The following is a 25891-nucleotide window of genomic DNA, read 5'->3' as shown; positions in this document are numbered from 1 at the left end:
GATCCGGCTGTCGCCGTTGACCTGCTCGTGACGGCGATGCTACAACCGGCAGAACACATCGTGCAATGAGCATTGCAAGGTGCGCAACATAGGAGGTGGAAGCGGTGGCAATCGACGCCGAAGCGGTGGCGGCGCTCCGCGGCGAGCGACTCGACTGGCGATTCCAGGCGGTCCCCGCGGCCGCGCACGGCCGCACGGTCGGCGAGTTCCTCGCGTCCGGACCCGTTCTCAGCGACCTGGGTACCCCGCTGCTGACGCTCGATGCCGCCGCGCTCGACCACAACCTCGCGCTGATGGCCGGCTGGACGGCGAAGGCGGGTGTCGGGCTCGCGCCGCACGGCAAGACGACGATGGCGCCGCGGCTCTGGCAGCGGCAGCTCGACGCCGGCGCGTGGGGCATCACGCTCGCGAACCTCCCGCAGCTGCGCGTCGGGCGCGCGTTCGGCGTGCGGCGGCTGATGCTCGCGAACTCGCTCATCGACCCCGCCGGGCTCGCGTGGCTCGCTTCCGAACTCGACCGCGATCCGGATTTCGAGTTCGTGTCGTGGGCCGACTCCGTGCGGACCGTCTCGCTGATGGACGCCGCGCTGCGCGAGGCGGGCGCGTCCCGTCCGGTGGACGTCTGCGTCGAACTCGGCGGACCCGGCGGACGCACCGGAGCGCGCACGCTCGAAGAGGCCGACGCCGTAGCGGAGGCCATCCGGTCCGCGCCGACGCTGCGGCTCGCCGGCGTCGCCGGATACGAGGCCGCGTTCGTCCACGACGCGACCGACGCATCGCTCGACATCGTGGACGGCTACCTGCACCGCGTCGCCGAGCTGTACGCACGCCTCGCGTTCGAGGTGGACGCGCCGATCGTCACCGTGGGCGGCAGCGCCTACTTCGACCAGGTCGTGGACGTGCTGGGCGGCCTGCCGTCCGCGCGTGTGATCCTGCGCTCCGGCGCGTACCTGATCCACGACGACGGCTTCTACCGGGGCGTCTCGCCGCTCGCCCGCGCCGAAGGCGAAGCGTTCCGGTCGGCGATGCACGGCTGGGGACGCGTCGTCTCCCGCCCCGAGCGCGGCCTCGCGCTCGTCGACACCGGCAAGCGCGACCTGCCGTTCGACGAGGGCCTGCCGGTCCCGCAGCTCGTCCGCGGACGCGGAACCGAACCGGTCGAGCACGCGTACGTGAGCGCGCTCGCCGACCAGCACGCGTTCCTCCGCGACGCGGACGTCGAGGTCGGCGACATCGTCCGGTTCGGGCTCTCGCACCCGTGCACGGCGATGGACAAATGGCAGCTCATCCCGGTCGTCTCGTCCGTCGGCGATGACGATCCCGCCGTGGTCGACCTCGTCCGGACCTGGTTCTGACCGTGGCCCGGGGTCTGCTCTTCCGGGACGCCACGGTCGTGGACGGCACGGGCGCGCCCGCGTACCGCGCGAACGTCCATGTCGAGGACGGCCGCATCGCGTCGATCTCCGACGACGCGCCCCCGGCGTCCCGCGTGATCGACGCCGGCGGGCTCGTCCTCGCGCCGGGCTTCATCGACATGCACGCGCACTCCGACCTCGCGCTGCTCGCCGCGCCCGAGCACCTCGCGAAGGTCGCGCAGGGCGTGACGACCGAGGTCCTCGGCCAGGACGGCCTGTCGTACGCGCCGGTATCGGACGCGACGCTGGCGACCGTCCGGCAGGCCATCGCGGGCTGGAACGGCGATCCGGCCGGCTTCGACTGGAGCTGGCGGACGGTCGGCCAGTATCTCGACCGGCTCGACGAGGGCATCGCGGTCAACGCCGCCTACCTCGTCCCGCAGGGCGCCGTCCGGATGCTCGCGATGGACTGGGACGCCCGCGAACCCACGCCTAGTGAACTCGACCGGCAGCGCGATCTCGTCGCGACCGGTATGCGCGAAGGCGCGGTCGGCATGTCCAGCGGCCTGACCTATGTGCCGGGCATGTACGCGTCCGATGACGAACTGGTCGAGCTGTGCCGGGTCGTCGCTTCGCTGGGCGGCTACTACTCGCCGCACCACCGCTCGTACGGCGCGGGCGCGCTCGCCGCGTACGCCGAGATGGTCGAGGTGTCGCGCCGCTCCGGCTGCCCGCTGCACCTCGCGCACGCGACCATGAACTTCGGCGTCAACAAGGGCCGCGCAGGCGAGCTGCTCGCGCTGCTGGACGAGGCCATCGCCGGCGGCTGCGACATCACCCTCGACACCTACCCCTACCTGCCCGGATCCACGACGCTCGCCGCCCTGCTGCCCAGCCGCGCCGCCGAGGGCGGACCCGCCGTCGCGCTCGCCCGGCTCGCCGACCCCGCGTCCGCCGCGTCCATCCGCGAGGTCATGGAAGTGGACGGCTCGGACGGCTGCCACGGCGTCCCCGTCGAGTGGGGCACCATCGAGATCTCCGGCTCCCGCGTCCCCGGCACGGTCGGACGGACCGTCGCCGCGCTCGCCGCGTCCTCGGGCCGCACGCCGTTCGAGGTGTTCCGCGAGCTGCTCGCCGCCGACGACTTCGGCACGACGATCCTGCAGCACGTCGGGCACGAGGAGAACGTCCAGGCGATCATGCGGCACCCCGCGCACACCGGCGGCAGCGACGGCCTGCTCCCGCTGACGCCCGGGGCGAAGCCGCACCCGCGCGCGTTCGGAACGTTCCCGCGCTACCTCGGCCGGTACGTCCGCGACCTCGGCGTCCTGCCGCTGGAGGAGTGCGTCGCGCACCTCACCGGACGGCCCGCCCGGCGACTCCGGCTGCGCGACCGCGGCCTCGTCCGCGCCGGGTACCACGCCGACCTCGTCCTGTTCGACCCCTTCGCCGTGCGGGACACCGCCACCTTCGACGCCCCCCGGACCGTCCCCGACGGCATCGCGCACGTGCTGGTCAACGGCGTCCCCGTCCTCGCGGACGGCCGGCCGACCGGCGCACTGCCCGGCCACGCCCTGCGGCGCGGCCGGGACACCACCTCCACCCCCTGAGAGGCGACCCCATGGCCCATTGGTTCCGCCACGAGACGGGCGGTCTGCTGCTGCTGTGCGCAGCGGCGATCGCCCTGCTCCTGCTGCTCATCATCAAGGTCAAGCTCGAACCGTTCATCTCCCTGCTGGTGTCCGGGCTCGCCCTCGCGCTCGCCGCCGGGCTGCCCGTCTCGCAGATCGTCGGCACCCCGCTCAGCTCCAAGACGTCCCTGCTGGAGACCGGGTTCGGCGGCATCCTCGGCCATATCGCGCCCATCATCGGCCTGGGCACGATCCTCGGCGCGATCCTGGAGTCGTCCGGCGGCGCGGACGTCCTGACCCGCAAGCTGCTGCACGTCTTCGGCGAGAAGCGCGCACCCCTCGCCATGGGCCTCGTCGGCCTCATCTTTGGGATCCCCGTATTTTTCGACATCGGGATCTTCGTCCTGGCGCCGCTCGTCTACATCACCGCCCGCCGCGGCGGCCGGTCGCTCGTCCTGTACGCGATGCCGATGCTGTGCGGCCTGTCGATGACGCACGCCTTCCTGCCGCCGCACCCCGGCCCGGTCGCCGCGTCCGGGCTGCTCGGCGTCTCCCTCGGCTGGCTGATCATCATGGGCCTGGTCTGCGGCATCCCCGCCTTCCTCGTCGCGGGTGTCGCGTGGGGCGCGTGGATCGGCAAGCGCGTCGACGCGTCCGTCCCGGACGAGTACACCGTCGGCGAGGAGGCGCGCGAGCAGGAGGCCGAGGACGAGCGCCCCGAGCCGTCCCTCGCCCTCGTCGGGCTGATCATCGCCGTGCCCCTGGTGCTGATCCTGCTCGCCACCTTCGGCGACGTCTGGTGGAAGGGCAGCTCCGTCCTGCCGCTGCTCACCTTCCTCGGCACCCCCGCCGTCGCGCTGACCATCGCCGTCCTGCTGGCGTTCTACCTGCTCGGCGTCCGGCGCGGCACCCCGGCCAAGGAGCTGTCCGAGCTCGCCACCCGCTCGCTCCGCCCCATCGGCATGATCCTGCTGGTGGTCGGCGGCGGCGCGTTCTTCGGCGCCGTCATCACCGCGACCGGCGTCGGCAAGGCCCTCGCCGCCACCATGTCGGACGCGGGCCTCCCCGTCATCGTGCTCGCCTACCTGATCGCCTGCGGCCTCCGCCTGGCCCAGGGCTCCGCCACCGTCGCCATCGTCACCACCGGCGGCATCGTCGGCCCCCTCCTGCACGGCGAGCACCACTCCCAGGCCCACCTGGCCCTGATCGCCATCGCCATCTCCGCGGGCTCGATCATCGCCTCGCACGTCAACGACGGCGGCTTCTGGATCGTCTCCCGCTACTTCAACCTCTCCGTCCGCGACACCCTCAAGACCTGGACCGTCCTGGAAACCATCCTGTCCCTCGTCGGCTTCGCCATAGCCGGCGCCCTGAGCACCTTCATCTGACCCCGCCCGGGCGCGGCGGCAGCCCCCGCCGCGCCCGCCTCACCCCCGCGAGTAGTAGGCCACGAGGCTCCCGCACTGCTCGGTGTGGTCCCGTCCTGGCCCGGTGACCGCGACCTCGGTGGGCGCTCCCCGGTCCAGGGGCGCCAGGTCGGTGACCGCGACGCGATCCACCATCTGCTGAGGCGCACCGGCCGTCTCCGGCCCCCAGGCGATGCAGACGACACGGACCTTGCCCGTGTCGATCGCCGCCAGCTGCGAGGACGACCGGGGCGTGACGCGGACCTTGGCGAAGCGCGAACCCAGCTGGACGAGCCGGCCCTGTGCGTCCAGCGGCTCGGCGCGCAACCCCTCGGAGGAGAGCATCGGCGCGTCGACCTTCACCCTGTCGACCACGGTGACCTTCACCTTGCGGACGCTCCCGGCGGACGGCCCGGAGAAGGCCAGGACGTCGAAGGCCGTCGACTGCGGCGGCACCACCACCAGCCCGCCGTCGCTGCCGAGCGCCGTCCGCACCCGAACCTGCGGGAGGTCGTGGCCTTGCTCGTCCTGCGGAGTGAACACCAGCGTGGGAGCGATCGCGTCGCCGCCCCGGTTGGCGATCGCGAGCGTCTGGTCCATGTACCCGGTGCCGCCCCGCGCCTGGTAGCGAAACTCCAGCGGGCCCTTGTTCTGCGTGGTCTCCGCAGCGTGTCCCAGCCGTATGGAGCCCACACCCGGCACGAAGCCGAGCACGAGAAGCACGACTCCGACCCACCACACGAGCTCCGCGACGCGGTCCTTGCTCGGTGCCGCGTGCCGCGAGAGGAACTCCGACCGGTAGGCGGCGCGGAACCGCTCGGCCTCCGCGACGAACTCCGCGGCCGGGATGTCAAGCCACCTGGCCTGGGCCGCGAACGGCCCGCCGTACTTCTGCACGTTCCGCCGGGCCGCCCCGACGGCCCCCCGCGGAAGGTCGTTGACCTGGTCCGGGTCGGCCAGCCGGACGACCACGTACGACCGTCTGCCGACCGTCCGCTCGCACACCTCGGCCACGTTCGACCAGGGGAAGAAGGCGTCGTGCCTGCGCCAGGAGATCCCGGCCGGCGACAGCGTGAACCCGCGGCGTCCCCTGATGATCGTAAGCGCGGCGGCGACATCCATCAGGACGCTTCCGCCCGCCCAGAGCACCGGGATTTTCCGGTGAGTCCATGCGTCAATGGCGACCACGACGATGACGAAGCCGGTCCAGCCCGCGAGGCCCAGCCATGGCTGGGGAGACCGGTAGGCAATGCGGCGTTCTGTGGTGCTCGCGTCCATGGCGGAGGCTGCCTCGCTCATCGTGTGAGGTCTACGTACTTCGAGCCGCGGACGGTCACCCTCACCCGGCGTACGTCGGTGGCCCGCGGGCCCTCGAAGGCCAGGGCGTCCTGGGCGATTCCGCGTGGGGGGACGGCCAGCAGGCCACGGTCGCTGCCGAACGCTGTCCGGACCGTCACGTCGGGCACTGGTCGGCCCTTGCTGTCCTGGGGGGTGAAGGCGAGGGTCGGTGCGACCGCGAGGCGCTCCCAGTTACGGATGACAAGCGTCCGGGGCGGGAAGCCGGTGTCCGGGCCTCCCGGGTGGTACTCGAAGACGAGCATGCCGCTGCGCTGGACGACCAGGCCCTCCTCGACCGGCGGGTCACTGAAGATCACCGCGAACAGTGCGAGCGCCACGCCCGCGATGTTCAGCACGGACGAGCCGAGCGCGCCCTTCGCACGGGGCATCGAGCGAAGGGCGGACTTCGTGTACGCGGCCCGCCGCCGTTCGGCGTCCTCGACGAACTCCGCGGCGGGGATGCCGAGGCGCTTGGCCTTCGGGGCGATCGGGCCGCCGAAGCGGCGGGTGTTCCAGGGCGTCTCGGTCATGCCGCCGAGCCACCGGGCGTCGCGGAGCTGGTCGGTCTCGGCGACCTTGACCACCACGCGGTCGCCGGCCGCCACCACCTCGGTCACGTTCGACCAGGGGACGAAGATCTGGTGCTTGTGCCAGGTCAGGCCGTCCGGCGACAGCGTGAATCCGCGGCGCGCCCGCAGCGCCGTGAGCGTGCCCGAGGCGACGAGCAGTATCGCTCCGGCCAGGAACAGCCAGGAGAGTCGCGGGTGGTAGTGCGGCTTCAGGGCCAGCAGGCCCGCGAGTAGCGCTAGTTCCACGAGCGGGAGTGCGATGGCCGAGAGGTCCCGGTACGGGACGGCGCGCTCGGTTGCGGGCGCGGTGGTTTCGGTCATGCGTGTCCCGTCTTTCCAGTGGAAGGTGGCGGGATCTTATGAGGCGCTGACTGCGGGTGACAAGAGCATTAAGTGGCGAGGGAGCGGGCCAGGGCTGAGAGGTCTCGGGTCAGGGCTTCTTGGGGCCGGTTCTGGTCGGTCAGCCAGTGGGTGAGCATTTCGGCGGAGAGGGCTGCCAGGAGGGTGTCGGCGCGGATGTCGGGGGACGGGGCGCCGGCCAGGTCCAGGAGGTGGCGGCAGTGGGTGCGCCACAGGTCGTGGGCGCCGCTGCGGAAGCGGGCGCCGGGCGCGGCGGTCTGGGAGAGCAGGACGAGTTCGCGCTGGTCGATGACGAGAGCGACGTAGTTCTCGACGAAGGCGGCGAGGCGGTCGAGGGGGTCGGCGCCGGGGCCTAGGGGCGGCGGGCCGGAGAGCATGCGCTCCTGGAAGGCGCGCTCGCGCTCGTCCAGGAGGGCCATCGCGAGGCCGGCCTTGTCGGTGAAGCCGCGGTAGAGGGTGCCGACGCCGACGCCCGCCTCCTTGGCGACGTCCTGCATGGTCACCTTCTCGACGCCGTCGCGGGCGAACAGGCGCTCGGCGGCGTCCAGGACCTTGGTCCGGTTGCGCGTGGCGTCCGCGCGGCGGCGGCCGGACCCGGCCAGCGGCAGGTCCGTTGACGAAGCGGAATCCATTCCGGTACCTTCTCCCATGGAAACGGAATCTATTCCGTTTCTGCCCTGTTGTCTATCTGACCTGCGGAGATTCACGATGACACGCCTGTTGCACATCAGCGCCTCGCCGCGTGGCGCCGCGTCCGAGTCCTTGGGGCTGGCCGGCGCGTTCCTGGACACCTACCGGCGGAGCCGTCCCGAGGACAAGGTCGAGCACTTCGACCTGTGGGACGGCACGCTGCCCGAGTTCGGCCCGGCCGCCGCCGCGGCGAAGATGGACGTGTTCGCCGGAGCCGAGCCCGCCGGGGAGCGCGCCGCCGCCTGGGAGGCCGCGACCGCGACCTTCGCCCGCTTCGACGCCGCCGACCGGTACCTGTTCTCCGTCCCCATGTGGAACGCGGGGGTGCCGTACATCCTCAAGCAGTTCATCGACGTGGTCTCCCAGCCGGGCCTGCTGTTCGGCTTCGACCCGGAGACCGGGTACGAGGGGCTGCTGAAGGGCAAGAAGGCCGCGGTGATCTACACCGGCGCGGTCTGGGGCGAGGGGCGCGGGCCCGCGTTCGGCAGCGACTTCCAGCAGCCGTTCTTCGACGACTGGCTGCGCTGGGCCGGGATCCGCGACATCACCACCGTCCGGTTCCAGCCGAACCTGGTCACCGCCGACGCGGACGCGGCGCGCGAGAAGGCGCTCGCCGAGGTCCGCGCGGCCGCCGCGTCCTTCTGACGGGGACGTCAGGGGAGGAGGCCCTTGCGGCGGGCGGTGGCGACGGCCTCCGTCCGGGTGTGGCTGTCCAGCTTGCGCATGGCCGAGCGCAGGTAGCTCTTCACGGTCTCGGGCAGCAGGCCGAGGCGCCCGGCGGCCTCGGCGTTGGTGCAGCCGAGCGCCACCTGCGCCAGGACGTCCAGCTCGCGCGGCGAGAGGCTCGGCCGGTGCGCCTGCCGGGACGGGACGGTCCCGGCGGCGGCCAGCCGGCGGGACGCGGCGCGCAGCCGCTCGCGCAGCTCGGGGTCGGGCACGCGCTCGGCCAGCTCCAGCAGCTCGGCGTGCACGGCCCGGACCTCCTCCCAGCCGGGATGCCCGGTGTCGAGGACGGCCGTGTGCGCCCGGCTGGCGTCGTCCTCGTCCATGCACGTCAGCATGCCCGGCTGAGCCGCGAACGCAAACCGGGCGTTCAGGCGGTCCGGAGCCGTCCGCGGTCCGGAGCCGTCCGCGGTCAGGGGAGGCCGAGGATGTCCACCGCCTCGGCGCGCATCTGGACCTTGCGGACCTTGCCGGTGACCGTCATCGGGAACGCGTCCACGAGGTGGACGTAGCGGGGGATCTTGTAGTGCGCGAGCCGTCCCGCGCAGAACTCGCGCAGGGATTCCGCGGTGAGGGGCGGCGCGCCCGGGCGGAGCCGGACCCAGGCCATCAGCTCCTCGCCGTACTTCTCGTCCGGGACGCCGATGACCTGCGCCTCGACGATGTCCGGGTGGGTGAACAGGAACTCCTCCACCTCGCGCGGGTAGACGTTCTCGCCGCCGCGGATGACCATGTCCTTGATCCGGCCGGTGATGGTGACGTAGCCCTCGTCGTCCATCGCGGCGAGGTCGCCGGTGTGCATCCAGCGGGCCGGGTCGATCACCTCGGCGGTCTGCTCGGGCCGGTCCCAGTAGCCGAGCATGACCGAGTAGCCGCGGGTGCACAGCTCGCCGGGCACGCCGCGCGGCACGGCCGCGCCGGTCTCCGGGTCGACGACCTTGACCTCCAGGTGCGGGTGGACGGTCCCGACCGTGCCGACGCGGCGGTCCAGCGAGTCGCCCGCGCGGGTCTGCGTGGACACCGGGGACGTCTCGGTCATGCCGTAGCAGATCGTCACCTCGGCCATCCCCATCCGCTCGATGACCTGCTTCATCACCTCGACCGGGCAGGGCGAGCCCGCCATGATCCCGGTGCGCAGCGAGGACAGGTCGTGCGCCTCGAAGGACGGGTCGTTCAGCTCGGCGATGAACATCGTCGGGACGCCGTACAGGGACGTGCAGCGCTCGGCGGACACGGCGGCGAGCGTCTTCGCCGGGTCGAAACCGGGCGCGGGGATGACGATGCACGCGCCGTGCGAGGTGGCCGCGAGGTTGCACATCACCATGCCGAAGCAGTGGTAGAAGGGCACCGGCACGCAGATCCGGTCCTCCTCGTCGTAGCCGCAGATCTCGCCGACGAAGAAGCTGTTGTTCAGGATGTTGTGGTGCGAGAGCGTCGCGCCCTTGGGGAAGCCGGTCGTCCCGCTGGTGTACTGGATGTTGATCGGGTCGTCGGCGGACAGCACGGCCTCGGGGAGCGCGCCGTCCCGTCCGGCCTCCAGCATGTCGGTCCACGAGTCGCGGCCGAGCAGCAGGACGTCCAGCAGTTCGGGGCAGTTCGGCCGGGCCTCCTCGATCATCGCCGCGTAGTCGGACGTCTTGAACGACGGCGCCGCGACCAGCGTGCGGATCCCGGCCTGCTTCAGCACGAACTCCAGCTCGTGCGTCCGGTAGGCCGGGTTGATGTTCACCAGGATCGCGCCGAGCTTCGCCGTCGCGTACTGGACGAACACCCACTCGGCGACGTTCGGCGCCCAGATCCCGACCCGGTCGCCCTTGCGGACGCCGAGCGCCGCGAGCCCGCGCGCGACGGCGTCCACCTCATCGCTGAGCTGCGCGTACGTCCACCGGCGCGCCTCACCCGGCCTCCCGGCGGGCGCGCACTCGACGAGCGCCTCCCGGTCGGGGAAGGACGCCACCGTGCGGTCGAAGTTCGCGCCGATCGTGTCGCCGAGCAGCGGCAGCGCGGACGTCCCGGACGCGTAGGACAGCTCCGTCATCGCAGCCCGTCCTCGCGGAACTCGCCCTCGGGACGCGCATCGGCGTCCGGATGCTTGCCCGTCTCGGCGGTCCGCAGCTCCACCCGGCGGATCTTCCCGGAGATCGTCTTCGGCAGCTCGGCGGCGAACTCCAGCAACCGGACGCGCTTGTACGGCGACAGCCGCGCCGCGCAGTGCTCGAAGATGGACTTGGCGGTCGCCTCGTCCGGCTCCCAGCCCGCGGCGAGCGTCACGTACGCCTTTGGCACCGCGAGCCGCACCGGATCGGGGGACGGCACGACCGCCGCCTCCGCCACCGCCTCGTGCTCGATCAGCACGCTCTCCAGCTCGAACGGCGAGATCTTGTAGTCGGACGCCTTGAACACGTCGTCGGCGCGTCCGACGTAGGTGATGTAGCCGTCGGCGTCGCGGGAGCCGATGTCGCCGGTGTGGTAGACGCCGTCGCGCATCGCCTCGGCCGTGCGCTCCTCGTCGCCGTGGTACCCGGCGGTCAGGCCCAGCGGACGCTCGATCAGGTCGAGGCAGATCTCGCCCTCGTCGCCGCGCTCCCCGGTCACCGGGTCGACCAGCACGACGTCGTAGCCCGGCACGGGACGTCCCATCGAGCCGGGCTTCACCTCCTGCGCGGGCGTGTTCGCGATCTGGACGGTCGTCTCGGTCTGCCCGAAACCGTCCCGGATGGTGATGCCCCACGCGTCCCGGACCCGCTCGATGACCTCGGGGTTCAGCGGCTCGCCCGCCGCGACGACCTCGCGCGGCGGGTGCTGGAGCCGGCCGAGGTCGGCCTGGATCAGCATCCGCCACACGGTCGGCGGCGCGCAGAACGAGGTGATCCCGCAGCGGTCGATCGCGTCCAGCAGCCGGTCGGCGTCGAACCGCGCGTAGTTGAAGATGAAGACGGTCGCCTCGGCGTTCCACGGCGCGAAGACGTTGCTCCACGCGTGCTTGGCCCACCCGGGCGAGGAGATGTTCAGGTGGACGTCGCCGGGCTGGAGCCCGATCCAGTACATCGTGGACAGGTGCCCGACCGGGTAGGACGCGTGCGTGTGCTCGACCAGCTTCGGCTTCGCGGTCGTCCCGGACGTGAAGTACAGCAGCAGCGTGTCGTCGGCCCGGGTCGTCCCGTACGGGGTGAAGTGCGGGTCGGCGTCGTAGGCGTCGGAGTAGTCCAGCCAGCCGTCCACCGGTTCGCCGACCGCGATCCGCGTGTACGAGCCGGGCACGCCGTCGAACTTGCCCGCGCTCCCGGACGCGACGACCACGTGCTTCGCGTGGCCGCGCTCGATCCGGTCCCGCAGGTCGTCCGTCCCGAGCAGCGGCGTGCACGGGATCATCACCGCGCCGAGCTTCATCGTGGCGAGGACGGTCTCCCACAGCTCGACCTGGTTCCCGAGCATCACCACGACCCGGTCACCGCGCCGGACGCCGGACGCCCGCAGCCAGTTCGCGACCCTCGCGGACCGCTCGGCCAGGGACGCGAAGGAGTACTTGGCCTCCGAGCCGTCCTCCTCCACGATCCACAGCGCGGTGCGGTCGTTCTCGTCCGCGATGTGGTCGAACCAGTCCAGCGCCCAGTTGAACCCGGTCAGCACCGGCCAGCGGAACTTCTCCCGCGCCGCCTGGTAGTCCTCGCGATGGGCCAGCAGAAAATCACGCGCCGCCCGGAACTCGACCGCCTGCATCGGACCTCCTCGTCTCCCCAGGATCGTGTCCACTCACTGTGACCCGCGCCACCCCCGAACGGGGGTAGCCGCCCCGGCACGTCCCCAAACCCCTTCCGTGCCCGTGAAGCACCTCGACCGCTTCTGCCCCACGTGACACGGTTGTCCACATGCGGCAGTGTGACCTGTGTCGGCGCAGGCAGCCGCCGGATGCGAGGATCGCTCGCCTTCCTGCCCGCAAGGCCGGCTACGCGATCGTGAGCTTCCAGTTCCACTACGCGATCGACCCGCACTCGCGCGCCGCCGTGGCATCGGCCGGGGCGGACGCCTTCACCACCTCGGTCCGGGTCGTCGGCTGACGGCGCGCCTGAGCTGACCGCCGCTCCGGGCCGTCGAGGTCCGGGGCGGCTTTTCCATGGCCGGAAGCGGGCGGGGCAGTCGGAAGCGGGCGGGGCAGTCGGAAGCGGGCGGGGCAGTCAGAAGCGGGCGGGATGGTCAGAAGCGGGCGGACATGAGGTCGGCGAAGGCGCGGAGGCGCGGGCTGGTCTCGCCGCGGCGCCAGACGAGGCCGAGGAGCGAGTCGGGCAGGCCGTCCACCGGGACGTAGGTGATGTCGGAGCGGGCGAACAGGCGGCCGGTCGGGATGCAGAAGACCAGGCCGCCGCGGCCCGCCGCGATCGTGATCAGCGCCTCCTGGAGGCCGGACACGGCCGGGCCGCGGGGGATCGGGCGGCCGTCGGGGGTGGCGGTCGGGGACATGTGCTCGCGCCAGTACGCGGGAGCCGGGCCGTCAATGTCCAGGACGGGCAGGTCGGCGAGGTCCTCGGCGTGCAGCCGGCTGCGGCGCGCGGCCGGGTGCCGGGCGGCGAGCGCGACGGCCTGCTGCTCCTTGGCGAAGGACGGCCCGACGACCAGGTCCGGCTCGGCGACCGGGAGCAGCGTGACGACGGCCTCGACCTCGCCGCGGCGGAGCGCGCCGAACGGGTCGGCCATGGGGATCTCGACGAAGGTGACGGTGCAGTCGGGATGCCGGGCCTCGAAGATCCCGGCGGCCTCGACGACACCCTCGCGGGCGGTGCCGGTGAGGAAGCCGACGCGCAGCTCGCCGGTGATGCCGCGCGCGGCGGCGCGGGCGTTGTCGAAGGCGCAGTGCAGCGCGGTGTAGGCCGGGCGCACCTCGTCCAGCAGCCGCTCGCCGAGCGGGGTCGGCCGGACGCTCCGGCTCGTCCGGTCGAACAGCCGCCCGCCGACCTGCCGCTCCAGCGACCGGACGAGCTGGCTGACCCGGCCCTGCGAGATGCCGAGCCGGTCGCCCGTCCGGCCGAAGTGCAGCTCCTCGCCGAGCACGAGCAGGCATTCCAGTTCGCGTAGCTCCACCGCGCCGCCTCCCCCGACCGAACCGTCAGTGATTAGTCGTAGTAATCCAAGGATGCGTAGGTCACGGTTGTTCCAAGTGCGGGCGCCGCCGAGCCTGGAATCATGATCGCGAAAGCTCCGCTGGTGGTGGCCGCCGGCACGTTCACCATCGTCACGACCGAGATGCTCCCTGTCGGGCTCCTCCCGCCCCTCGCGCACGACCTGCACGTGTCGGAGGGCGCGGCCGGGCTCGCCGTGATGCTTCCCGGCGTCGTCGCCGCCGCCTCCGCGCTCGCCGTCGCGCTCGGCGCGGGACGCCTCGACCGCCGCGTCCTGCTCTGCTCGCTCGCCGCTCTCCTGGCGGTCGCCAACGTCGTCTCCGCGGTCGCGCCGTCGCTGGGCGTCCTGCTCGCCGCGCGCGTCCTGGTCGGTGTCGCGATCGGCGGCTTCTGGGCGATCGCGGCGAGCCTCGCGCCCCGGCTCGTCCCCGAACGGCAGGTCGGGACGGCCACGGCGGTCATCTTCGGCGGGATCGCGGTCGCGTCGGTCGTCGGCGTCCCGGCGGGCGCGTTCATCGCGCAGGTCGCCGGATGGCGCGCATCGTTCGCCGTCATGGCCGCGCTGGCGCTCGCCGTGCTCGTCCTCATGGCCGTTGCGCTGCCGCCGCTGCCCGCCACGAGCCCGTTCCGCGTGGCCGACCTCCCGGCCGTGCTGCGGCTCCCGACGATGCGCGTCGGCCTCGCGCTCACCGCGCTGATCGTCGTCGGCCACTTCGCCGCGTACACCTACGTCCGCCCGGTTCTGGAGCAGATCGGCGGCGTCCGCTCGGCGCTGATCGGCCCGATGCTGCTCGCCTACGGCCTCGCCGGGATCGCGGGCAACTTCCTCGCCGGGCGGACCGCCGTCCGCAGCCCGCGCCTCACGCTGCTGACCCAGGCCGTCGCGATCGCCCTGGTCACGGTCGTCCTGGCCGCCACGCCCGTCCCGCCGATCCTGCCCTTGCTGATCTGGGGCATCGCCTACGGCGGCGTCTCGGTCTCCCTCCAAACGCTGCTGTCCTCTGAGCGGGACGCTCCGCCGGAGGCCGCGTCGTCGCTGCTCTCGTCCTCCTTCAACGCCTCGATCGCCCTGGGCGCCCTGGTCGGCGGCCAGCTCACCGACGGTCCCGGCCTCGCCACGCTGCTCTACACGGCTTCCGTTCTCACCGCGGGCGCTGCGCTTCTCGCCGTGGCCACGTTCAAGCCGAGCCGCGTCCCGGCTACTCGCTGAGGCGGTCGGCGCGGTTGGTCAGGTGGCGGTGCTCGGGGGTGCTGGTGGTTCGGCGGGCGGCGGCTCGGTAGGTTTCGGCGGCTTCGGCCCTGTTGCCCTGGAGTTCCAGAAGGTGGGCTCTTGCGGCCAGGAGGCGGTGGTGGTCCTTGAGGCGCTTGTCCTCGGCCAGGTCGTCCAGGAGGGCCAGCGCCTCGGACGGGCCCAGGACCTTGGCGACGGCGACGGCCCGGTTCAGGGCGACCATGGGGTTGTCGGGGTCGGTGCGTCCGAGCAGGTCGTAGAGGGCGAGGATCTGCGGCCAGTCGGTCGCGTCGGGGGTCGCGGCCTCGTCGTGGACGGCGGCTATGGCGGCCTGCAGCTGGTACGGGCCGACCTGGCCGCGCGGGAGGGTACGGCTGAGGAGGTCCACGCCTTCGGCGATGAGGGCCTTGTCCCAGAGGGAGCGGTCCTGCTCGTCCAGCGGGACGAGTTCGCCGGACGGGCTCGTGCGCGCCCGACGGCGCGCGTCGGTGAGCAGCATCAACGCCAGGAGGCCCGCGGTCTCCGCGTCGTCCGGGACGAGGCCGTGCAGCATGCGGGTGAGGCGGATCGCCTCGGACGACAGTTCCGGCGCGGTCAGGTCCGGCCCGGACGTGGACGTGTAGCCCTCGTTGAAGATCAGGTAGAGGACGTGCCGGACCTCGGCGAGCCGAGCCGCGCGCTCCGCGTCCGGAGGCATCCCGGACGCCTTGAGGGACTGCTTCGCCCGGCTGATCCGCTGCGCCATCGTCGCCTCGGGCACCAGGAGCGCCGCGGCGATCTGCGCCGTGGTCAGGCCGCCCACCGCGCGCAGCGTCAGCGCGACCCGGCTCGGCCGCGAGAGCGACGGGTGGCAGCACATGAACAGGAGGAGCAGGGAGTCGTCGCGGTCCAGTTCGGGCGGGCGTTGCGCCGCCTCGGCCGGAGTGGCGGCGTCGGCGTCCTCGCGGCGCCGGCGGGCCTCGTCGCTGCGGATCTCGTCCACCAGGCGGCGGTTCGCTACGGTCAGCAGCCAGCCGCGAGGGTTGTCCGGGATGCCGTCCTTCGGCCATTGCAGCGCCGCGGCGAGCAGCGCCTCCTGCACGGCGTCCTCGCACGCGTCGAACATGCCGTGCCGCCGCACGAGCGCGCCGAGGACCTGCGGCGCGCACTCGCGCAGCAGGTCCTCGACGGCCCGCCCGGCCACGGGCTGCTCGGCCACCGGCTGCTTGGCCACCGGCTAGAGGTCGTCGTCGGCGCTGTGCAGCACCGGCCACAGCTCGACCGGCTCCCGGGCCGCCCAGGGCATGTCGGCGACGATCTCCTGGGCCCGCTCGGCGCTGTCCACATCGAGCAGGTAGAAGCTGCCGATGTACTCCTTGGTCTCCAGGTACGGGCCGTCCGAGACGACCGGCGCGCCGTCCTCCCGGCGGACGAGCCGGGCCTGCGTCTCGTCACCCAGGCCGTAAGCGGCGACCAGCTCGCCGGTCGCGCGGTACTTGGTGTTGAACGCGTCCTGCGCGGCGACCGCCTCGACCCACTCGTCGTGCGGGAACGCGTCCCACTTCGCCTTGCTGCCGTAGATCATCGCGACGTACTTCATGGTCGGCCGTGCCTCCGGTCCGGGTCGTCCGCCCCGCGCCGCGGGCCGGCTCGTCCGCCCCGCGCGGCGGGCGCCGGGCGGACGCTCTCGACTTCCCCTCCGGACTCTAGGCCCTACCGGCCCCCGGTCAGGCGGCGAACCCGCCGTCGACGCTGATCGTGGTGCCCGAGACGTACGCGCCGCCCGGACCGGCCAGGTGCGCGACCACCGCGGCGATCTCGTCCGGCTGCGCGTAGCGGTTCAGCGCGGTGAAGGCGGCGAAGGTCTCGCCGTTCGGGCCGTCCGCCGGGTTCATGTCGGTGTCGGTCGGCCCGGGGTGGACGACGTTGACCGTGATCCCGCGCGCGCCGAGGTCGCGGGCGAGGCCCTTGGTCATGCCGACCAGCGCGGTCTTGCTCATGGAGTACAGCGACAGGCCGGGGAACGGCGCGTGCTCGGCCACGTTGCTGCCGATGCTGACGATCCGCCCGCCCTCGGTCATGTGCCGGGCGGCGGCCTGCGCGGCGAGGAACGGCGCGCGGACGTTCAGCGCGATCGTCCGCTCCAGCTCGTCGGCGCCGATCTGGTCGATCGGGGCGAGGACGAAGGTGGCGGCGTTGTTGACCAGGATGTCCAGGCGCCCGAACGTCGCGGCGGCCTCGTCCACGGACGCGACGACCGCCGCCGCGTCGGTGCCGTCCGCCTTGATCGCCAGCGCCCGGCGGCCGGCCTGCTTGATCTTCTCGACGACCCTCCCCGCCGCCTCGGCGTTGCTCTGGTAGGTGAAGGCCACGTCCGCGCCGGCCTGCGCGAGGCGGACGGCGACGGCGGCGCCGATGCCGCGGCTCCCGCCGGTGACCAGGGCGGCCTTGTTCTCGATCTCGTTGCTCATGGGTTCGAGTCTGCGGTCCGGCGGGGTCGCGCGCTGGCGGGAATTCGACACCGCATTTCCGGACGCGACGTCGCTTTCCCGCTATGACCGAGGTCACAGGAACGTCCGGCCAGGAGCCGTCCTCTTCCACGCACAACCCTTTCGGGAGAGGCGGGAATCGTGCGCAGTGATCTCAGGCGGTGGGCCGGGCGGGCCGGGCGGGCCGTCGCCACGCTGCTGGCTTTGGACGCGTGCGTCCACCTGTACTGGACGACCGGGGCGACATGGCCCGCGTCCGGCCGGCGCTCGCTGTCGATCAACGTGCTGGGCGGGCAGGTGCCGTTCACCCCGGGCACCCTGCTGCCGCTGGTCGCGATCCTGACCGTTGCGGCGGTGGCCGTCCTGACGTTCAGCGGCGGACGCGCCCGGCGACTTATCCACAGGCTGTGCGGAGTGGTGACGTTCGCCGTGGCGACGGGCATGCTGGTGCGAGGGCTGGTCGGCATCGCGTGGGCGTGCGGCGTCGGCGACGGGTCCGGAACGACCTTCTACTGGCTGAACCTGCTGCTCTACACACCGGTCTGCTTGCTCTTCGGCGCTGCGGCGGCCTGGCTGGTCGGAGTGCCGGACCATCTCGGACGGGCCGTCGCGCTGGCCCTTCCCTTGGTGCTCACTGCCGGCGTCCTGGTCGCCGCGTACGGGTGGCAGCCTGGGGAGCAGCGCGGATACCGGTCGCCGTTCCTGGCGTCCGTCCCGTCGCGGTATCTGGATACTCCGATCGCGCGGTTCCACTACGTCCAGCAGGGGCAGGGCGGCGGCGCGCCGGTCGTGCTGCTGTCGCCCGGAGCCGCCTGGGCGTTCGCGTGGCAGGAGCAGCTCACGGCCCTGTCCCGCACGCACACCGTCTACGTTCTGGACCTGCCCGGACAGGGGTTCACGTCCGTCCGCGACCCGCACTTCACGTGGGACCTCAAAGGCATGACGGCCGCGATCGACGCGTTCCTGAACGGGCTGCGGCTGCCGCAGGTGGCGCTCGCGGGGAACTCGTGGAGTGGCGGCTGGGCGCTCGCCTACGCGCAGCGGCATCCCGCCCGCGTCAGCAGGCTCGCGCTGCTCGCGCCGTCCGGCCTGGACGAGCGCGACCCGGCGACCTGGGAGGCGCTGAAGATGCCCGCGGTCGGGGAGCTGCTGACGAACCTCGCCGCCGGACGGAGCTTCACCGCCTCGGCCGTCCGGTCCCTGTTCGTCCACAAGGAGCGGGCCACGGACGCGCTCGTGGACGAGATGTGGGCGCCCGGAACCGCGAAGGCGAACCTGCGCTCGAACTACCGCCTGGAACGCGGACTCGACTGGCGCGAGACCGAACGCGCGCTGCCCGCGACCCGGCAACCCGCCCTCGTGATCTGGGGACGGCAGGACACCGTGCTCCCCGTCCGGCAGGCGCGGCGGTTCGGCACGCTGCTTCCGCGCGCCGAGGTGCATGTCCTGGAAGGCTGCGGGCATGCCCTCACGCTCGACTGCCCCGGCCAGGTGACGCCGCTGATGGAAGCGTTCCTGCGATGACCCTCCCGACCGACCCCCACGATCCGGGGGTCTCGCTGGCGCGGGCGGCGCTTGGCGGCGACACGGTCGCGATGCAGGACCTGCTCGCCCACCTCGCCCCCTACGTCGCGCGGATCTGCGGGCCGATCGCGCTCGACTCCGGCCCGGACGCGGCGCAGGAGGCGCTGGTCGCGGTGTTCCGGTCGCTGCGCACGCTCCGCGAACCGGCCGCCCTCTACGGCTGGACGCGCGCCATCGCCGTCCGGGAGGCGGTCCGGGTGGCGCGGCGGGACGCCCGGTCGCGTCCCGCCGAGCTGGCCGACCTCCCCGCACCGGACGATCCGGAGCTGGCCGCCGACGTGCGCGACGTGCTCACGCGGCTGTCGCCCGAACACCGCGCGGTGCTCGTGCTGCGCGACCTGGAGGGCCTGGACGAGCAGGCCGCCTCCCGCCTGCTGGACATCCCGGCGGGCACCGTCAAGTCCCGGCTGCACCGTGCCCGGGAGAGCTTCCGGAAGGCGTGGTCGGCATGAGCGGTGACCTTCAGGGCGGCGGCTGGCCCACCGCGGAGCTGGACGACGTCCGGCGGCTGCGCGTGATGGCGGCGGCGATCCCCGGCGGGCGGGTGAGCGAGCGCGTGCTGCCGCTCCCGCTGGACGAGGTGTGGGCGGTGATGGGCGACCTTGAGGACGGTTTCGGGCGGTTCCAGACGGACATGCGGCACGTCCGGGTCGTCCGGGCGGAGGGCGGGCGGGTGGTCGCGGTGGCGCGCAGCCGCTTCGGGATGCGCGCCCGCCTCGAAGGGACGCTGCGGCCCGGCTGGTGCTGGCTGCAGAGCCGCTTCCTGATCCTCGGGATGGCCGCCGCGCCGGAGCCGGGCGGCGGCACCCGGGTGGCGGTCACGGGCGGCGTCCGCGTCCCGGCCCGGGCCGCGATCATCCCCCTCGGCGTCCGGCGCGAGCTCGACCGGACCCTGGCCCGCCTGGCGGACGAACTCCGCTAGGCGCCTGGCCCGCCTGGCGGGCGAACTCCGTTAGACGGGACGCGCGGGGACGCGTCCCGCCTGGCGGCTAGGACGGGATGTAGGGCGGGGCGACGCCCCAGCCCCAGTGCGGCATGGGCGCTTCGAGCGGCGGGGTCGCGCCCGGCTGGGAGTTGCCGACCGCGAGCCGCGTGCCCCACTCGATGTAGCTCGCGAAGGCGGCGCGGAACTCGGGGTCGTCCGGCAGGCCGGCCTCGTCCGCGGCGTCCATCAGCAGGCTCACCCAGCGGCGGCGCTGCGGCTCGGTGATCGCCTTGCCGAGGTGCTGACGGACCATGTGGTGGTAGCCGCCGCGCTCGGCGCTGTACCGCTCCGGCCCGCCGAACACCTCGCCGAGCCACAGCGCGACGTAGGCGGGGTGGTGCTTGTCCATGTGCGCGAACAGCGGGCCGATCAGGTCGTCCTTGAGGACGTGGCCGTAGAAGACCTCGGTGAGCCGCGCGAGCGCCTCCTCGCCGCCCGCCCAGTCGTACAGGGACGGGACGCTGCCGCCGTTGCCGCGCACGGCGGTCTGCTCGTAGTGCCGCATCTCCTCGATCTGCTGGACGTACGGCTTGATCTCGGCGAAGAACGCGGCGAAGTGCTCGCCGGAGCGGAACTCCTTGAGGTGCGCGTCGGCGGAGGTCCAGGTGATGCGCAGGACGTAGCACTCCGGCTCGTCCACGCAGCGGCTCAGCTCGTAGCCGACGCACTGCGGCGCGGCGGCGAGGGAGGCGGCGGCACGGCCGTAGGCGGCCTCGAACGCGTCCGCGTCCGCGCCGCCGATGCGGTAGCGGATGTATTCGACGATCATGGTGGTCACCCCTTCAGGCGGTGGTGATCATGTAATCATGTAATCAGCGCCTTGGGGAGTGTTCGCCGGAAATCGGCATGCTCCGGGAGGCCGGGTCGGGCCTCCCGGAGCATGCGGTCAGCTCGTGCGCCTCCGCATCCAGGCGACCCCGCCGACGAGCAGGGCGAGGACGGCGACGCCCAGCCCGAGCCACAGCCAGCCCGCGCTCCCGCCGCCCGAGGACTTCTCCGACCGCGGCGCGGACGCGGCGGACGGCTGAGTTGGCGAGGCTGACGCGGGCGCGCTCGCCGCCTGTCCCGGTGCGGCGGACGAACCGGTCACCGTGAACTTGAACTCGCCCGTGACCGGATGCCCGTCCGAGGCGACGACGCGCCAGCCGACCGTGTAGACGCCGTTCGGCAGCGGGCCCTTGACGGCCTCGGTGACGGTGTTGTCCACGGCGTGCGCGGTGCCCGCCTCGTGCCGTCCGCCGGACGCGTCCGCGAGCACGACCTGCGGGAACCCGACCGGGTCCGCGTACTTCAGGGTGATCTCCGCGGGCGACGCGACCTTCGCGTTCGCCGCCGGGTTCGACGACGTCAGCGACGTGTGCGCCGACGCCGGCACCGCCGGGACCCCCAGCACGGCCACGGCCGCCGCCGCTCCCACCAGGAACGCCCGCGCCTTCGCCCTCATGCCCGGCTCCGGTTGCGGCTGAGGCCGTAGGTGCCGACGGCGATGCCGATCACTCCGACCGCGATACCGACGCCGCCGAGCGTCCGGGCGGTCCCGTCGTCCGACTTGGCGGACGCCGCCGGGGGAGTCTTGGACGTGGCCGCGACCGCCATGCCCTGGCCGTCCGCGCCCTTCGGGGTCAGCTTCAGGACGGGCGCGGGGTGCTCCGGCTCGTTCGTGCCGTTGCCCGGGTCCTGGTCCCAGTTGACGACGCTGTTGTCGGAATAGGTCTGCGCGGCCTTGAAGACGAGCCGGTCGGCGTTGCCCGGGAGCGGGCCGAGCGAGACATCGAACTCCTGGAACTGGCCGGGGTCGATGCGCCCGCCGGACCAGGTGATGCTCGACACGGCCTCGGTCAGCTCGCCGCCCTCCGCCTTCAGCGGCGTGGCGAGCTTCGACTTGGCGACCTTGACCGTCCACCCGGGGACGGGGCGGACGGACACGAACGCCACCGGGTGGTCGGCGGGCAGGTCGACGCGGACCTGCGTCGTCCCGGCGCTCGGCTTCTCGTTCGGGACGCGGAAGGAGACCTTGGTGAAACCGCCCTTCTCGGCGGTCCCGGGGTTGACGGTGACATGCGCGGACGCGGCCGTCGCGAGCCCGACCAGCGAGACACCGGCGAGCGTTGCGACGGCGGCGAGACGCCGCGCGCGAACCAAAGACATCGAATTCTCCGTTCAGGCATGGGGGAAATCCGGACGGGCTATGGCCACGTCCGGTGACTTGCCGGAAACCCCGCGCGGACGACGCCACGCGGACACCCGCGTGGACGGCGCCACGCGCGAACCACGCCCGACCGGAGGTCGGTCAGGCGGTCGCGAAGGGGTGTGAACGGAGAAGCGGCGGTCCTCGCCGGACCACCTGATGCCGCAGCGCACGGCGCCGAAGAGCCGCAACGGGCACGGCAACCGGCACGACGCCGACGCGCAGCGGCGGAACCACCGGCTCCACCCTGAGCAGCGCCAACAGGACCCGCACCGGACGGTCCGCGAACGACGCGATGCGTCGGGTCAGCGCCCACGCCGCCCGCTCGCCGCGCCACAGCCAGAAGCCCGACACCAGACCCGCGGCGACGTGCGCGAACGTCATCGCCGCGCCCGGCCCGTGCGTCGCGGCGACCGCGACCGCGTGGTGCGGGGAGTGCATCGACGACGTCCCGCCGCCGCCCATCGAGCGGGGCCCGCAGGACCCGCACGCGCTCGTGTAGAGCGCGTGGAGGGCGAACTGCCCGCCGACCAGGCCGCCGGCGATCGTCGGAAGCGACCGCTCGTGCCCGCTCAGCGCGTAGGTGACCGCGAGCACGCCAGCGAACCCCGCCAGCGCCGCCCAAGCCGGGACGGTCGCGGAGGCCGCCAGGGCATGCCCGAGCGTCGCCAGGGCGACGCAGACGGTGGAGAACACCACCGCGCGCGCGAGGCGCAGGAGCGGCCGGGGCTGTGCTGCGGACATGTCGCTCTCATGGTGCCATCCCGGCGCCGCGCCGGGTACCCGACCCCCCGAAAGTGGTCGCGGACACGCCCAACATGTTGGGGTTGCGCAGTGAGCCGACTCAAGATGTAGGGTCTAGCCCCGTGCTGGTTCGCCCGCACCGCCGCTCCGCGCCGCCGCGCGTGAGCGGCGGGGCGGGCGTCGCAAGAGGGAACCCGGTGGGAATCCGGGACTGCCCCGCAGCGGTGAGCGGGAACGACCGCCGTCATGAGCACTGGATCCGCCCCGCGCGGACCGGGAAGCGACGGCCACTAGGCCCGGCTGCGCGCCGACAGGCGCGCCGCCGACGCCCGCGAGTCCGAAGACCTGCCCGCACGACGAACGTCCGAAAGCCTCGCGGGAGGCCGATGGACGGGCGCGCAAGCCTGCCCGAAAACGCTCCGGGCGCGGTCGTGACGGCCGCGAACGGGACGGACCGGCGAGGCCCGCTCGGGGGGACCGGGCCGGGCCCGGCTCGGGCGCGCCCGCTCCCGGCCGCCCCGCGAGGGTGATGCGAAGGGGAGAGGGCCGATGACGCAGCAGCTGGTCGCGCCGGTGGAGACCGCACGGGGAACGCTTGAGGTCGAGGTCGGACGGGCCTGTGCCGGCCTTCCGGACGCCGAGCCCGGACGGATCCTCGCCGCGGTCCGCGGCGGCGACGCGTCCGATGCGAAGGGCCTGCGCGAGCTGGCGATCGCCGAGGCCGCCGCGCTCGTCGCGGTCGAGCCCGCCTACTCCAAGGTCGCCGCCCGCCTGCTGAACGCGCACATCGCCGACGAGGCCGCCGAGGAGGGCGTCCGCACCTTCGCCGAGTCGGCCGCCGCCGCGCACCGCGAGGGCCTGATGGCCGACGAGCCCGCCGCGTTCGTCGCCGCCAACGCGGACGCGCTGAACGCCATCGTCGATGACGAGGCCGACGACCGGTTCGAGTACTTCGGCCTGCGCACCGTCTACGACCGGTACCTGTGGCGGCACCCGGAGACCCGGCGCGTCCTGGAGCGGCCGCAGTTCTTCCTGCTGCGCGTCGCGGTCGGGCTGGCGGAGTCGGTCGAGGACGTCCGGGAGCTGTACGGGCTGCTGTCCACGCTGTCGTACCTGCCGTCCTCGCCGACGCTGTTCAACAGCGCCGCCCGCCGCTCGCAGCTGTCGTCCTGCTTCCTGCTGGACGCGCCGCGGGACGAGCTGGAGTCGATCTACGAGCGGTACGCGCAGGTCGCGCGGCTGAGCAAGTACGCGGGCGGGATCGGGATCTCCTGGACGCGGGTCCGGTCGCGCGGGTCGCTGATCCAGGGCACCAACGGCCTGTCGAACGGGATCGTGCCGTGGCTGCGCACGCTCGACTCGTCCGTCGCGGCGGTGAACCAGGGCGGCCGCCGCAAGGGCGCGGCCTGCGTGTACCTGGAGCCGTGGCACGCCGACGTCGAGGAGTTCCTGGAGCTGCGCGACAACACCGGCGAGGACGCGCGCCGCACGCACAACCTCAACATCGCCAACTGGATCCCGGACGAGTTCATGCGCCGGGTCGAGCGGGACGAGGACTGGTCGCTGTTCGACCCCAAGATCGTCCCCGAGCTGACCGACCTCTACGGCGACGACTTCGACCGCGCCTACCGCGCCGCCGAGGAGGCGGGCAAGGCCGTCCGGACGATCTCCGCGCGCCGCCTCTACGGCCGCATGATGCGCACTCTGGCGGAGACCGGCAACGGCTGGATGACCTTCAAGGACATCTCCAACCGGGCCTGCAACCAGACGGCGGAGAAGGGCAACGTCGTCCACCTGTCGAACCTGTGCACCGAGATCCTGGAGGTCACCAGCGACGGCGAGACCGCCGTCTGCAACCTCGGCTCGATCAACCTCGGCGCGCACGTCGCCGGGGACTCGATCGACTGGGAGCGGCTGCGCGCCACGGTCCGGACGGCCGTCCGCTTCCTGGACCGGACGATCGACCGCGGCTTCTACCCGACCGCCGAGGCCGAGAAGGCGAACAAGAAGTGGCGCCCGATGGGCCTCGGCGTCATGGGCCTCGCGGACGTGTTCTTCAAGCTGCGCCTGCCGTTCGACTCGGACGAGGCGCGCGCCCTGTCCACCCGGATCGCCGAGGAGATCTCGCTCGCCGCGTACGGCGCGTCCGCGGACCTGGCCGAGCAGTACGGCCCGCACCCGGCCTACGACCAGACCCGCACCGCGCGCGGCCAGCTGCACGTCGACCACTTCCCGGACGCCGCGATCACCCGTCCGGACGCCTGGGCGGAGCTGCGCGCCCGCGTCGCGAAGACCGGCCTGCGCAACTCGCTGCTCGTCGCGATCGCGCCGACCGCGACGATCGCGTCCATCGCGGGCTGCTACGAGTGCATCGAGCCGCAGGTGTCCAACCTGTTCAAGCGCGAGACGCTGTCCGGCGAGTTCCTGCAGATCAACCAGTACCTCGTCCGGGACCTGAAGGCCGAGGGGCTGTGGCTGCCCGAGGTGCGCGAGGCGATCAAGCGCGCGAACGGCAGCGTGCAGGGCCTCGCCGACCTGCCCGACGACGTCCGCGCCCTCTACCGGACGGCCTGGGAACTCCCGCAGAAGTCCCTGATCGACCTGGCCGCCGCGCGCACCCCGTTCGTGGACCAGTCGCAGTCGCTGAACCTGTTCATGGAGACCCCGACCATCGGGAAGCTCTCCTCGATGTACGCCTACGCCTGGCGCAGCGGCGTCAAGACCACCTACTACCTGCGCAGCCGTCCCGCGACCCGGATCGCGCAGACGACCGTCTCGGCGACCTTCTCCGACGAGAACGCCGTCATCTGCTCCCTGGAGAACCCCGAGACCTGCGAAGCCTGCCAGTAGCCCGTCCGGCGCCGCGACACCTGGAGACCTTGGAAATGCTGCTCGACCCCGGCATGGACCTGACGCTGCGTCCCATGCGCTATCCCGACTTCTACGAGCGCTACCGCGCCGCGATCCGCAACACCTGGACGGTCGAGGAGGTGGACCTCGCGTCCGACCTGGCCGACCTGGCGAAGCTCACGCCCGAGGAGCTGCACCTGGTGAACCGCCTGGTGGCGTTCTTCGCGACGGGCGACTCGATCGTGGCGAACAACCTCGTGCTGAACCTCTACAAGCACGTGAACGCGCCGGAGGCCCGCCTCTACCTGTCCCGGCAGCTGTTCGAGGAGGCCGTGCACGTCCAGTTCTACCTGACCCTCCTCGACACCTACCTGCCCGACCACGACGAGCGGGTCAAGGCGTTCGCGGCGATCGAGCACATCCCGTCCATCCGGGCGAAGGCGGAGTTCTGCTTCCGCTGGATCGGCTCGATCGACAAGCTGGACGAGCTGCGCACCCGCGAGGACCGCCGCGCGTTCCTGCTGAACCTGATCTGCTTCGCGGCCTGCATCGAGGGCCTGTTCTTCTACGGCGCGTTCGCCTACGTGTACTGGCTGCGCTCGCGCGGCCTGCTGAACGGCCTCGCGTCCGGGACGAACTGGGTCTTCCGCGACGA

25 protein-coding genes and 1 riboswitch are annotated in these 25891 nt (G+C 72.7%); of the genes, 11 read left to right on the top strand and 14 right to left on the bottom strand.

From position 1 onward, the window contains the following. The first annotated feature begins 104 nt into the window (after positions 1-104). From FHU30_RS27560 to FHU30_RS27550, 3 genes are read left to right on the top strand one after another with little or no spacing between them, the layout of a single operon-like run. Positions 105-1355 carry an alanine racemase gene (locus tag FHU30_RS27560; RefSeq protein WP_253879667.1) on the top strand — a complete coding sequence of 417 codons (1251 nt, stop codon included), beginning with the start codon at positions 105-107 and terminating at the stop codon, positions 1353-1355. 2 nt (positions 1356-1357) lie between these two features. Further along, positions 1358-2965 carry an N-acyl-D-amino-acid deacylase family protein gene (locus FHU30_RS27555; protein ID WP_253879666.1) on the top strand — a complete coding sequence of 536 codons (1608 nt, stop codon included), beginning with the start codon at positions 1358-1360 and terminating at the stop codon, positions 2963-2965. Positions 2966-2976: 11 nt separating this feature from the next. Then, positions 2977-4374 (top strand): GntP family permease, encoded by a 1398-nt coding sequence (locus FHU30_RS27550; RefSeq protein WP_253879665.1) that lies wholly within the window; start codon positions 2977-2979, stop codon positions 4372-4374. 39 nt (positions 4375-4413) lie between these two features. Here FHU30_RS27550 and FHU30_RS27545 read toward each other — a convergent pair whose 3' ends face one another. The 3 genes from FHU30_RS27545 to FHU30_RS27535 form a co-directional block, all read right to left on the bottom strand. Continuing rightward, complete coding sequence (locus tag FHU30_RS27545; protein ID WP_253879664.1) at positions 4414-5691, bottom strand: hypothetical protein; 1278 nt, start codon at positions 5689-5691, stop codon at positions 4414-4416. After that, the gene (locus tag FHU30_RS27540) at positions 5688-6620 is read right to left on the bottom strand and encodes a hypothetical protein (RefSeq protein ID WP_253879663.1); all 933 of its coding nucleotides are present in this window, start codon (positions 6618-6620) and stop codon (positions 5688-5690) included. The genes FHU30_RS27545 and FHU30_RS27540 overlap by 4 nt, the downstream gene beginning before the upstream one ends. Positions 6621-6688: 68 nt before the next feature. After that, positions 6689-7291, bottom strand: a complete 603-nt coding sequence (locus tag FHU30_RS27535; protein WP_253879662.1) for a TetR/AcrR family transcriptional regulator — start codon at positions 7289-7291, stop codon at positions 6689-6691. A 76-nt stretch (positions 7292-7367) separates the two neighbouring features. On the opposite strand from FHU30_RS27535, the gene FHU30_RS27530 reads away from it, so the two are divergent. Next, positions 7368-7994 (top strand): FMN-dependent NADH-azoreductase, encoded by a 627-nt coding sequence (locus tag FHU30_RS27530; RefSeq protein WP_253879661.1) that lies wholly within the window; start codon positions 7368-7370, stop codon positions 7992-7994. 8 nt (positions 7995-8002) lie between these two features. Here the strand turns inward: FHU30_RS27530 and FHU30_RS27525 are convergent, their stop codons facing one another. The 3 genes from FHU30_RS27525 to FHU30_RS27515 form a co-directional block, all read right to left on the bottom strand. Then, on the bottom strand, positions 8003-8398 hold the full coding sequence (locus tag FHU30_RS27525) for a helix-turn-helix transcriptional regulator (protein WP_253879660.1): 396 nt from the start codon (positions 8396-8398) through the stop codon (positions 8003-8005). A gap of 86 nt (positions 8399-8484) precedes the next feature. Then, a complete protein-coding gene (locus FHU30_RS27520; RefSeq protein WP_253879659.1) occupies positions 8485-10110 on the bottom strand; it encodes an AMP-binding protein in 1626 nt (541 codons plus the stop codon). Further along, a complete protein-coding gene (locus FHU30_RS27515; protein WP_253879658.1) occupies positions 10107-11792 on the bottom strand; it encodes an AMP-binding protein in 1686 nt (561 codons plus the stop codon). The genes FHU30_RS27520 and FHU30_RS27515 overlap by 4 nt, the downstream gene beginning before the upstream one ends. A gap of 149 nt (positions 11793-11941) precedes the next feature. On the opposite strand from FHU30_RS27515, the gene FHU30_RS27510 reads away from it, so the two are divergent. Further along, positions 11942-12130, top strand: coding sequence for a hypothetical protein (locus FHU30_RS27510; RefSeq protein ID WP_253879657.1), 189 nt, complete (start codon positions 11942-11944; stop codon positions 12128-12130). Between the two features lie 136 nt (positions 12131-12266). On the opposite strand, the gene FHU30_RS27505 is transcribed toward FHU30_RS27510, so the two are convergent. Then, positions 12267-13148, bottom strand: a complete 882-nt coding sequence (locus tag FHU30_RS27505; protein WP_253879656.1) for a LysR family transcriptional regulator — start codon at positions 13146-13148, stop codon at positions 12267-12269. Positions 13149-13250: 102 nt separating this feature from the next. On the opposite strand from FHU30_RS27505, the gene FHU30_RS27500 reads away from it, so the two are divergent. After that, entirely contained in the window at positions 13251-14396 is a 1146-nt protein-coding gene (locus FHU30_RS27500; protein WP_253879655.1) for an MFS transporter, read from the top strand. Here the strand turns inward: FHU30_RS27500 and FHU30_RS27495 are convergent. The 3 genes from FHU30_RS27495 to FHU30_RS27485 all read right to left on the bottom strand — a co-directional run bounded on the left by FHU30_RS27495 (position 14386) and on the right by FHU30_RS27485 (position 16867). After that, a complete protein-coding gene (locus FHU30_RS27495) occupies positions 14386-15630 on the bottom strand; it encodes an RNA polymerase sigma factor (protein ID WP_253879654.1) in 1245 nt (414 codons plus the stop codon). The two genes, FHU30_RS27500 and FHU30_RS27495, sit on opposite strands and share 11 nt — an antisense overlap. Positions 15631-15633: 3 nt before the next feature. Continuing rightward, positions 15634-15996: a YciI family protein gene (locus FHU30_RS27490; RefSeq protein ID WP_253879653.1), complete on the bottom strand. Its 363-nt coding sequence runs from the start codon at positions 15994-15996 to the stop codon at positions 15634-15636. A 127-nt stretch (positions 15997-16123) separates the two neighbouring features. Next, positions 16124-16867 carry an SDR family NAD(P)-dependent oxidoreductase gene (locus FHU30_RS27485; RefSeq protein WP_253879652.1) on the bottom strand — a complete coding sequence of 248 codons (744 nt, stop codon included), beginning with the start codon at positions 16865-16867 and terminating at the stop codon, positions 16124-16126. 159 nt (positions 16868-17026) lie between these two features. On the opposite strand from FHU30_RS27485, the gene FHU30_RS27480 reads away from it, so the two are divergent. The 3 genes from FHU30_RS27480 to FHU30_RS27470 are packed head-to-tail and all read left to right on the top strand — an operon-like array spanning position 17027 to position 19391. Further along, entirely contained in the window at positions 17027-18409 is a 1383-nt protein-coding gene (locus FHU30_RS27480; RefSeq protein ID WP_253879651.1) for an alpha/beta fold hydrolase, read from the top strand. Then, entirely contained in the window at positions 18406-18921 is a 516-nt protein-coding gene (locus tag FHU30_RS27475; RefSeq protein WP_253879650.1) for an RNA polymerase sigma factor, read from the top strand. The genes FHU30_RS27480 and FHU30_RS27475 overlap by 4 nt, the downstream gene beginning before the upstream one ends. Then, positions 18918-19391: a hypothetical protein gene (locus FHU30_RS27470; protein ID WP_253879649.1), complete on the top strand. Its 474-nt coding sequence runs from the start codon at positions 18918-18920 to the stop codon at positions 19389-19391. The genes FHU30_RS27475 and FHU30_RS27470 overlap by 4 nt, the downstream gene beginning before the upstream one ends. A 67-nt stretch (positions 19392-19458) precedes the next feature. Here FHU30_RS27470 and FHU30_RS27465 read toward each other — a convergent pair whose 3' ends face one another. The 4 genes from FHU30_RS27465 to FHU30_RS27450 all read right to left on the bottom strand — a co-directional run bounded on the left by FHU30_RS27465 (position 19459) and on the right by FHU30_RS27450 (position 22386). Then, positions 19459-20223 carry a group II truncated hemoglobin gene (locus FHU30_RS27465; RefSeq protein WP_253879648.1) on the bottom strand — a complete coding sequence of 255 codons (765 nt, stop codon included), beginning with the start codon at positions 20221-20223 and terminating at the stop codon, positions 19459-19461. A 117-nt stretch (positions 20224-20340) separates the two neighbouring features. Continuing rightward, positions 20341-20898, bottom strand: coding sequence for a copper resistance CopC family protein (locus tag FHU30_RS27460; RefSeq protein WP_253879647.1), 558 nt, complete (start codon positions 20896-20898; stop codon positions 20341-20343). Continuing rightward, the gene (locus FHU30_RS27455; protein ID WP_253879646.1) at positions 20895-21602 is read right to left on the bottom strand and encodes a YcnI family copper-binding membrane protein; all 708 of its coding nucleotides are present in this window, start codon (positions 21600-21602) and stop codon (positions 20895-20897) included. The genes FHU30_RS27460 and FHU30_RS27455 overlap by 4 nt, the downstream gene beginning before the upstream one ends. A gap of 142 nt (positions 21603-21744) precedes the next feature. Beyond that, the gene (locus FHU30_RS27450; RefSeq protein WP_253879645.1) at positions 21745-22386 is read right to left on the bottom strand and encodes a hypothetical protein; all 642 of its coding nucleotides are present in this window, start codon (positions 22384-22386) and stop codon (positions 21745-21747) included. A 187-nt stretch (positions 22387-22573) separates the two neighbouring features. Further along, a riboswitch (cobalamin riboswitch) is annotated at positions 22574-22733 on the top strand. Positions 22734-22935: 202 nt separating this feature from the next. Here FHU30_RS27450 and FHU30_RS27445 point away from each other — a divergent pair. Both FHU30_RS27445 and FHU30_RS27440 read left to right on the top strand, forming a co-directional pair. Continuing rightward, positions 22936-25236: a ribonucleoside-diphosphate reductase subunit alpha gene (locus FHU30_RS27445; RefSeq protein WP_253879644.1), complete on the top strand. Its 2301-nt coding sequence runs from the start codon at positions 22936-22938 to the stop codon at positions 25234-25236. A gap of 35 nt (positions 25237-25271) precedes the next feature. Further along, on the top strand, positions 25272-25891 hold a 620-nt coding region (locus tag FHU30_RS27440; protein WP_253879643.1), incomplete at its 3' end, for a ribonucleotide-diphosphate reductase subunit beta.

This window comes from Actinomadura rupiterrae (genome assembly GCF_024172125.1).
GTDB lineage: Bacteria > Actinomycetota > Actinomycetes > Streptosporangiales > Streptosporangiaceae > Spirillospora > Spirillospora rupiterrae.
This window is presented reverse-complemented; position numbering and strand designations above follow the sequence as displayed.